Origin of the sequence: Lysinibacillus sp. NPDC056959 (assembly GCF_042674095.1) — a bacterium.
In the GTDB taxonomy this organism is placed as follows: Bacteria; Bacillota; Bacilli; order Bacillales_A; family Planococcaceae; genus Lysinibacillus; species Lysinibacillus zambalensis.
On the sequence record NZ_JBHURE010000014.1, the window covers coordinates 108,322 to 118,392 of the forward strand.

Sequence of the window (10,071 nt, forward strand, 5' to 3'; positions counted from 1 at the left end):
GTTTTCTTGAAAGTTAGAGAAATTCGGGAGGATATAACTAATTTAAAAGGTAGGTGAATTTTAAAAAGATGCCTCGTGTAGACAGAGGAATCTTTTATTTTAATTTATTCTCCTTTTACTATTAGTGTTGTTCTTGATTCTTCACAAAAGTGTAAATGTAGTACTTCTTCAAGATCTTTTTCAGTTAGATTTTCAAGTGTTGGCAAGACATCAAATAATTCCATCCCATTAAAACGATAACGTGTAAATTGGTTAGCGATAAACTGAGGCGAGTTAATGGCACTTAAAAAGCTACCAATTTCTTTCTTAATTGCACGTTGAGCATCTTCTTTCTTTATTGATTCTTTCTTAAACCTAACGATAGTTTCATTTACAATTTTTATGATTTCTTCAGGCTCTTGACTGTCCCCACCAATTACAGAAAAACCAAAACCTTTTTCATTTGTATAATCAAAAGTAAACACCCCATCTAAATAACCATGATCGTACATTTTTTCGTACGCTTCAGAGCTATTACCAAACATTAGCTCAAGTAAAACATTTAGAGATAACTCATATTTAAGCAGCTCTTTACCTTGTCTTATAGGGTTAGGCTCTTTATATCCAATGAAAACTTTAGGTGTTTGAACTGGTAATTTCATAACACTTGATCTTCTATTCACTTCAGCATCTTCATCAGGGGATATGCGGTTAATCTCTTCAGGTTCTCGAAATGTTTTTTGCTCTTGATTGTTTCGAATGAGACTTATTATTTCTTCAGGAACCACAGGGCCAATAACAAAAAATAACATATTGTTAGGATGATAGAAAGTATTATAACAAGAGTATAAATCCTCTTTGGTAATTTGATTAATAGAAGCTATTGTTCCTGCTATATCAGTTTTCACTGGATGATTTGTATACATATTTTCTAAAATTCCAAATCGTGCACGCCAGTCTGGATTATCATCATACATTTTTATTTCCTGTTCTATTATCCCTTTTTCCTTATCTACCGTTTCATCTGTAAAATATGGATCTTGAACAAAGTCCAGAAGAGTTATAAGGTTTTTGTTTATGTTAGATGTAGCTGATACTGTATATGCCGTACGAGTAAAACTTGTAAATGCATTAGCAGAAGCTCCTTGCTCTGCAAATGTACGAAAGACGTCACCCTTTTCACATTCAAACATTTTATGTTCTAAAAAATGAGCTATCCCATTTGGAAATTGAGTAGAACAATCTTTTCCAAGAGGTGAGAAGTTGTTATCTACTGAACCGTATTTTGTTGTGAATGTCGCAATTGTTTTTTGAAATCCATTCTTAGGAAGTACGAAAACTTCAAGACCATTGGCAAGCTTTTCATAATATATTGTCTCTCCCAACTTTTTATAAACTACTGACTTCATTTTATTTCCTCCTTTCTATTTAAGAAGTAGATTGTATCGAGCTCCCACTTATTAGCAGCACGAATGACATCGCTTTTTGATACCATACTAATTCTTTTAATCTGATCATTTATATTGTTAGATAATCCACTATCAACAGCTTGAATAGATATATCCATAATTCCTAGAGGAGTATCATATGCTTCTATTAATTGATTAATTAACATTGCTTTACTTTGTTCAATTTCGGTCTCAGTAAAGTCACCAACTTTCATTGCATACTCTTGTTCTCTTATAATTTCGACTGCACGTTCGTAGTTAGCAAATTCAATTCCGGCCATTGTCATTAACAATCCTATATTGCTTTCTAAATGCGAAAGAGCAAAATAAGCTAGGCTTTCCTTTTCACGTACATTAATAAATAATTTAGAAGAGGGGAACCTCCCGAAAATCGCATTTGCCACCCTTGTAGCTTCATAATCCTCATCTTGTATTGTTGAGAAAGTTTTATAGCCTAAAAAAAGCTTTCCTTGCTTTACATCCATTTTATCTTGAATAACCTTAACACTATTTACATCTTTTCTATCTGAAGAAATCATCTTTATAGGTTTGTTGTTATGTTGTTCAGAAAATACATCTTGTACCATTGATTCAACCTCACTCTGATCAAAGGCACCAACGATGAATAAATCAAAGCGAGCGTTTTGAAGTAGTTCTTCATATACTTGATAAATAGATGCAGCATTAATAGAAGTGAGATCTTCCTCTCTCCCGAATGCAGAAAGCTGATACGGTTCACCTTTATACATCTCTTCTATCAAACGAACATGAGCGTATAGCATTTTATCATTATATATTGCAGTAAGTCGTTGCTTTAAGGCGCGTTTTTCTTGTTCGACAATTGTAGTATTAAATACTCCATTTTCAAGTATTGGACTGTAAACAACTTCGTGCAATAAATCAAGAGATGATTTCAGTAATGAATTAGATACATTAAGATATCGATCTGCAGGGATCTCCATTCTAAAAGTAATAATATGATCTTCGCCCTTTTTCAGTGCATCTGCGGAGAGATTTGCTCCATACATCTCATCAAGTTTTTGCTTTAATAACTTACGATTCGGGTAATTTGTTGTTCCTCCATTCAAAATATGGGGAATTATTGCTCTTGCAGTAATTCCATCCTCTTGCAGAGGTACCTTCATTGTCAACATTATACTAATTGTCTTAAATTTATCTGTATTACATAGGTGAAGCTGTAACCCGTTTTTTTCACTGGAACTTATACATATGTCTTCCATCTACTATCTCCCTTTCCTTAGATGTAATTACGCTATTTTGGTAATTCTTCCTACCATTCTGTTGAACCTTAAAATAGTAAGCTAATTTCTGCTTTTATTGTTTACATACTCCTCTTGAAACAAGAAATATACATTAGTAGTAATCTAAATTTTCGGTATATTCATTGCGTTTCAATATACAATCTTATTAGGAAACATATTTAACTTTAAAAGGTATTTGTATTTAAATAACTTTTATAAACGATCTAATAAAACCCTTTAAAATTCTGGAAATATAAGGAGAATGATTAAAATGTTAATCCAGTAAGATAGTGATAGAGTGTATCCATGTAATACTCTCTGCTGTGAATGGTATATTAAACAAAATAAAAGTAGATTACACAATAAATTTGGGTAATTTTGTATTAATTTGTAACGATTATGCAAAACTAGGATAACTTAGATTGTTCAGATAAGTCAAATATGAATCTAAAAAAGGAACTGTAGTGCATAGTCCTGAATAAAGCTTCTATTTTCTAAATAAATTTAAAAAATATCTATTATAAACGAAAAAAAAGTGGTAGAAGTCTCAATATGACTTCTACCACTTTCTAAAAAATTACAAGCACAAATTTGTTTAATCGTAGTCTTCACAAGTTAGGTTTTGGTGCAAAAACATAAAAACAATTGCATTTAACCTTTAAAGCTTTAAATACTGATACCATTATTCTAAAAAAGGAGGGTGCTTTTGTTTTTTGTTTCCGTGTGATTGTTTTCTATACGATTGCTTTAAATTTACTCAGAACCGAATTATTCAGCTTCCATCAGTGACTCATAAACCTCATGGGATTTTTGGTAATGAATATGAGACGCTTGGTGTTCACCTTGTGAATAATAAATCTCCGCTAATTTCGTTAACGATTTTGCTTGCCAACGCTTCATGTTTTGCTCTTCGAATAATTTAAGCGCTTGTTTCGTATAAGTTATCGCTTCCGCCCAATTTGTTAATGAAGCATGCGTGGAAGCTAAAATATAGAAAATCTTACCGCGTAACCTTTTCTCTCGAATAAGCTGTAGACTCTCTTCTGCAAGATAAAGGGCTTCTTTATATTGATGAGCTACTAGATGTGTTTCGGCAAGTTCATATAAGCTATTTTGCTTATGGTAGTGTAATTGTGCTTCTTCTGCTACGGTTAAACTTTCTTTTAAGAAATGGATCGCTTGCTCGTAATCATACGTAAATCTATAAAGGATGCCTAAATTAGTTAAGCAACCGACAACTTCTGGGATAGCGTTTATACTTTTGAAAAAAAGAAGTGCTTCTTTTGTATAGCGAATCCCTTTCTCATAATCCTTCAAATACGTATGCGCAATGCCACGTAACATTTTTAGTGAACCGTAATTGTAATGAATTTGGAGTACATCTGAAAGAGAAAGTGCTTCCTCTACATAACGGATTCCTTGCTTATACTCACTTCTTCGACAATGACAATAGCCTAGTATATAGAGAAGCTTTAATTCGAATAATTGATTCTCATAATGATTGCTTTGAATAATCGATAGGCCATAAAAGCCATGGTCGATCGCTTTATCATATTTTTGGCCATTCATATAACTGTCAGCAAGCTTTACATAAATGTCGATGTTAGCGATTGGGTCCTTTGGATGAAGATAAATTAACGACTGTTCCAGTAAGGTAATCGCATCCTGGTATTGTTGTTGTTCATAGAAAATCTCGCCCTTTAATGCTAAAACATCTCCCATAAAATCTGGATTGCTCATTTTCTCGATTGTTTCGATGATTGAAGAAGCATCTTCATATTTTTTGAGGTTAATGAGCCTTTTTGCAATCTTAATCTTTTCTGATACTTTATGCGGCGTAGTAAAATCTACAGAGTCTTTACTTTCTTCCTCAATAAGATAGTTGATTGAGACAGCAAGCTTTGTCGCAATAATTTCTAATGTTTTAAGCGGCGGCTTTGTAATACCATTCTCAATTTGACTAATAAACCCTCGTGTAAATTCAGGTTCGGCTAAATCAGACTGCCTTAAGCCTAATTCCTTTCTACGAAGTTTAATTTTATGACCAATATCCATAGTTATCCTCCTAAAAATCGTGTTAAAAATGTAAAATTATTCAATAGTATCCATAAAAAAACCAAAAATCCGTTGACATCCCCAAAAAATAAATAGATAATGTTAGTAATTAGCGAAAAGTTAATAAAATTATCATTTAGGAGGTATCGTAAAATGAAAAAGATGTTACTATCATTATCTTTGTTTGGTTATCTAACGTCAAATAGTTTTGGAGTTTCAGGTGCTGTTGATACTAATATGTTAGCAAGAGATTTAGTATGGCCAGCCCCAGCGTATGATTCGTTAGCAAAAGATTTAGTATGGCCAGCTATAGGTAATGATTCGTTAGCAAAAGATTTAGTATGGCCAGCTATAGGTAATGATTCGTTAGCAAAAGATTTAGTATGGCCGGCTCCGGGTAATGATTCGTTAGTATAAGATTTGATTTTCCCTACAGCTTCTGTAGAACTTCTGAAAAATACAAAAGCATAAACCAAATCATTAATATTAGAATTAATCCTCTATGAAAAAATAAAATCAATAACTTGGAAATCGTTATAATTAGTACAATTTCACTTTGTAGCTAAAGTAGAGATCTCAATTTACATATTTCATTAATGGTTCAGTGCTTAAGTTTTCCATTTAGCTTTGCATCAGTTGGTTAGACCTTTCAAAAGTTCTGATACGATCTTGTCGTTTCGGTGTTGCCTTAAGAAGACCTCGCCCCAGACAATATGAACAATAGATAAATTTACAAATCGGTTTTCGTAAATTTTACCTCGACTTCCTTATATAAACAGTTAAAATAGGAATGGAACAATCGTATTTATAGATGAGGAGGTCAAAATGCTAACCTTGATAATTTAGTAGAGGGGGATTATAGAGGATCCGGATTACCTCGAATTTCTTCTGGGAAAACTTATAACTATTAATATAGGAGTGAAATGATGTCAAACCTTTTAGAGATTAAAAATATAAGCAAATCATTTGGTAATAAAGTTGTCTTAAAAGATGTTACGTTCAATGTGCCGGCTGGATCAATTGTTGGGTTCATTGGTGATAACGGGGCAGGTAAATCAACAACATTTAAAACAGCACTAGGATTAATTTCTAAAGATGGCGGTACAACAAAAATATTTGGTGAAGAAAATATAAATAAACATGCCAATATTAAGGAAAAAATCGGAGTCGTGTTTGATGCTATGAATCTACCGGCTAATCTTACAATAAAACAGCTAAATAAAGTTTTTAAAAACCTTTATGAATTTTGGGATCAAGAAAATTTTTATCGATTAGTTAATACTTTCTTATTACCTATAGATAAAAAAGTAAAAAATCTCTCACGTGGGATGTCAATGAAACTGTCTTTATCTGTAGCATTGTCGCATAATGCAAAATTATTAATACTAGATGAGGCGACTGGAGGACTTGATCCCTCATCAAGAGAAGATTTGTTAGATGAATTAACAAGCTTTGTGAGTAAAAGTAACGGCGGTATATTACTTTCATCTCATATTATGAGTGATATTGAGAAAATAGCTAGCCATGTTGTCTTTATAAAAGATGGTAAAATTTTATTAAATGAAGTGAAGGATAAGCTTTTAGAAAGTTATACTGTTGTAGATCTTGACGAGGAACAACTAACGTTACTAAACAAAGATATAGTTGTGGCCAAAAGGAACTATGGCTCTTATTTCAGTGTACTTGTATCAGATAAACAGAAATTGCCAGATGAAATTGCTGCTAAAACCATCTCAATGGAAGAACTTAGTGTCTTTTTAACAAGGAGTGATAAATAAGTGAGAGGTTTATTATTGACAAACTATTACCTAGTTTTTCGAAGCCTTTTTGTGTACATAGGGGTAGCACTTTTGGGCGCTGGATTAATTTTTTATTTTGGTGATACATCAATACACCGTTATGTTGCTTTCTTAACTATGTTTGTGGCGATGCCTGCACTTGAAGTTATAAAACATGAGGGTAAATCTGGTTATGATAAGTATGTACTTACTTTACCGGTGACTAGAACTAATATTGTACAAAGTCACTACTTTTTCCATTTCATAACTGTAGTAATCGGTACTTTATTATCGTGTGGCATATTTTATATATACGGCCTAGTTTCTGATACACCAATTGATGGCATATATAATACCGTTTCTTTTGGTACTTTCATAGTCCTCTTTGCTGGAGCGATTGCTTTTCCACTACTATATGTTTTAGGGTCAGAAAAATCTGATGTTATAACAGTCGGAGGTGCAATTGGGGGATATATAGCTACTTTAGGAATACAAAGTATAATTAGATATCTAACAGAACCACTGGCCAATTTAAATATAGATCCTTCTTTTTATGTCCCGATTATATTTATAACATTTGGTGTTGTCATATATATATTTTCTTATTTCATTGCTACATTTATATATCATAAGAAAGAATTTTAATTTACAATTTTTATCTCTTAATGAGGCGATATTTATTGATTGTAAGTAGATACTTAATTAGAAGAAAAAACAAGTGTCGGTGTTAGAGTAATATAACCGGGATTATATTAACTCTAACACTTACAGTCATAAAGCTGCCGAGTTATTATTTGTGATTATCCTACTAAAGATGGATAAATTCATTATATATTAAAAATTTTAACAATTAAATGGAGGGATTTTTGTGGAAGGTAATATGCTTTATCATCAGTATTTGAAACCGAAGTCAGAATATTATGGAAAAATAGAGGCGAAAGAAAATGGCAATACATATGAACTGAATGAGATACCTGACTCATATGTCGTTATCTCAGAAAGTGACTCGGTTTGGAAGCACTATCATGTAAAGGGCCAAATACTCCCAGAGCAAGGGTGGAAAATTCATGTAACTTCTTCATTAGTAGACTCACAGAGTGTACTAGATAAGGTTGCGCGGTTATGCATAGATAAGAAGATTGAGTTCAAACACCTTAAGGATAGACAGAGCTTTATGAAGATGAATTCGAAAAATGCTAATCGTGCCTCTTCGGGGAAATATATGACAATTTATCCTGTGAATAACGAAGTCTTTATTGAATTGTTAGAAATGATTTCTTTAGCAACCAAGGATTTCAAAAAAGGACCTTATATTCTTAATGATAAGAGATGGAAAAATAGCAATGTGTTCTATAGATACGGAGGATTTAGAAGTATTTTTAATGAACATGGCGAACATTGTATTAAAGATGAGGAAGGTAATTTGATTAAAGATCAACGAAATCCCTTTTACCAGGTCCCTGACTTTGTGAAAGATTTTGACGATTATCTTAATTCCATTAACAATTCTGGTGACTTGAAAACTGAAGGGGAAAGTAATTTAGAGCAATATCAGATTGAAACAGCACTTAGCTTTAGTAACGCTGGGGGAGTATATCTTGCCACTCGAAAGAAAGATAATTTGAAAGTAATTATTAAAGAAGCTAGACCAAATGCTGGTTTAGATGGGGTAGCTCAAGATGCCTTAGAGAGGCAAATAATCGAACATGACGCTTTAAAAAAGCTTGAAGACGTACCCGGTGTTGTTAATTTAATTGATTATTTCCAAGAATGGGAACATTGTTTTCTAGTAGAAGAATTCATTGAAGGGCGAGATTTAAGGCAATGGCTTGCTCAAGATTATCCATTCTTTAGAGATAGTGATAGTATAAGTGATCACGCTAAAGATGTTAAAAAGATACTATTACAACTTGTCACTCTAATAGATGATATGCATAAAAATGGAGTTGCTATGGGTGATTTACAACCAGCAAATGTAATGGTAACCGGGGATTTAACTGTTAGGATAATAGATTTTGAAACGGCTATGCCCGTAGACTCTAAAGACAGACCTAATATGGCTACAACTGGGTTTTCTTCGCAGGAAATGAAGGTTAGTGGTGCAAGAGATTGGTTTGGGTTAAAGAGATTGGTAAGGTATTTATCACTTCCAGTACTATCTTCAGAAGATTTAGAAGGATATCTACAATATAATCATCTTAATTGGGTGAAGGAAAATTACGGGATAGAATTTTATAATTTTATTGTAGATTTACAAGAAAAATGTGATAGGAAAATAAAGGATTATCAAGAGTATAACCCTGAAGAAATTAACCTTAGTGATCAGACAAGTGACTTTAATTTATCTTCTATTATTAACAAATTAGTAAAAGGTCTTGAAAACAATTTAACAAACGACGAAAGGCTCATTAATGGTGACATTCGCCAGTATGAGATGAGTGGGGGGAAATTTAACTTCTTAACTGGAGGAAGTGGTGCTGCTTTTACACTTACTAAAAACATATCTAGTACTGAAGAAGTTGATGAATGGATTCAAAACTTTTTATTGAATAATATATCTACAATTGAAGATAATGGATTATTCACTGGGAAAACAGGAATATTAGCTTTACTTTATGATAAAGGGTATAAAGAAGTTGTCTTAAATGAGTTGAAGCTTTTAAAAGATAATATTAACGAAACTGATATTTCTTTACGCTCAGGTTTTTCAGGAATAGGCTTATTCGTAATTAGTTTATATCTCGAAACACAAAATGAGGAGTATTTACAACTAGCAAAAGAAATAGAAAAATCAATTGAAGTTAACAGAGTTAAAGATGAGCCATTAAGAGTTAATGACTGGATGGCGGTTGATATAGGTTTAATCGATGGATTATCTGGTGTATCTCTGTTTTATTCAGCACTTTATTCAGCTACCCAAAATAAAAAATATCTAGAAAAGGCTGAAGCATTTCTAAAGAAAGATTTAGAATCAACAAGAAAAGATGATGCAACTGGCACATTACAAACATTAGATAGTAGAGATCGCTTATTGCCATACCTTTCTGGAGGATCAATTGGAGTTGCTATTTCAATTTGGTTTTTAAACCATGTGAGTGGACAAGACCTTTATAGAGAAGAGATGGATGCGATTTTAAAATTATCAAAGATACGTTGCACAATTAGTGGCAGCTTATTTGATGGCGCCGGTAGTTTCCTTTTAATTCCTTCTATGGTAAAAAATGAGTTAGAGCGCGATAGAATACTTAATGAGATATTGAATTTGCTTAATCTCTTTTTAATTGAGAAAAATGGTTATTATGTATTTCCAGGACAGTTTTCTTATAGACTAGCCGATGATGTCTATACAGGTAGCTCAGGAATAATTTTAGCATTACTGGGGGTAGTTAAAGATAATCCACTTTATTGGTTACCACTTGTCAATTCAGATGAATTTTTAACAAGAACACAGGCCAAGGATCTATCTGTAACTAGTGTGATTTAATAAATGCTCTTAATTAAGTGAAGGAGGTGATTGAGATGAACGCAGTATTGGAATTGCAAAAGTTG

7 protein-coding genes are annotated in these 10,071 nt (G+C 32.6%); 4 read left to right on the top strand and 3 right to left on the bottom strand.

Annotated features, from left to right (window positions below; translation table 11 throughout):
- Positions 1-104 precede the first annotated feature (104 nt).
- The 3 genes from yfmH to ACFTQ7_RS16220 all read right to left on the bottom strand — a co-directional run bounded on the left by yfmH (position 105) and on the right by ACFTQ7_RS16220 (position 4,744).
- The gene (yfmH, locus tag ACFTQ7_RS16210) at positions 105-1,388 is read right to left on the bottom strand and encodes an EF-P 5-aminopentanol modification-associated protein YfmH (protein ID WP_386829937.1); all 1,284 of its coding nucleotides are present in this window, start codon (positions 1,386-1,388) and stop codon (positions 105-107) included.
- Positions 1,385-2,668: an EF-P 5-aminopentanol modification-associated protein YfmF gene (gene yfmF / locus ACFTQ7_RS16215; protein WP_386829938.1), complete on the bottom strand. Its 1,284-nt coding sequence runs from the start codon at positions 2,666-2,668 to the stop codon at positions 1,385-1,387. Before yfmF ends, yfmH begins: the two co-directional genes overlap by 4 nt.
- Before the next feature lie 789 nt (positions 2,669-3,457).
- Positions 3,458-4,744 carry a tetratricopeptide repeat protein gene (locus ACFTQ7_RS16220; RefSeq protein WP_386829939.1) on the bottom strand — a complete coding sequence of 429 codons (1,287 nt, stop codon included), beginning with the start codon at positions 4,742-4,744 and terminating at the stop codon, positions 3,458-3,460.
- Between the two features lie 153 nt (positions 4,745-4,897).
- Here ACFTQ7_RS16220 and ACFTQ7_RS16225 point away from each other — a divergent pair, with 153 nt between their 5' ends.
- From ACFTQ7_RS16225 to lanKC, 4 genes are all read left to right on the top strand, one after another.
- A complete protein-coding gene (locus ACFTQ7_RS16225; protein ID WP_386829940.1) occupies positions 4,898-5,161 on the top strand; it encodes a hypothetical protein in 264 nt (87 codons plus the stop codon).
- A gap of 509 nt (positions 5,162-5,670) precedes the next feature.
- Positions 5,671-6,522: an ABC transporter ATP-binding protein gene (locus ACFTQ7_RS16230; RefSeq protein WP_386829941.1), complete on the top strand. Its 852-nt coding sequence runs from the start codon at positions 5,671-5,673 to the stop codon at positions 6,520-6,522.
- On the top strand, positions 6,523-7,167 hold the full coding sequence (locus tag ACFTQ7_RS16235; RefSeq protein ID WP_386829942.1) for an ABC-2 transporter permease: 645 nt from the start codon (positions 6,523-6,525) through the stop codon (positions 7,165-7,167).
- A gap of 223 nt (positions 7,168-7,390) precedes the next feature.
- Positions 7,391-10,006: a class III lanthionine synthetase LanKC gene (gene lanKC / locus ACFTQ7_RS16240; RefSeq protein WP_386829943.1), complete on the top strand. Its 2,616-nt coding sequence runs from the start codon at positions 7,391-7,393 to the stop codon at positions 10,004-10,006.
- Positions 10,007-10,071: the final 65 nt, after the last annotated feature.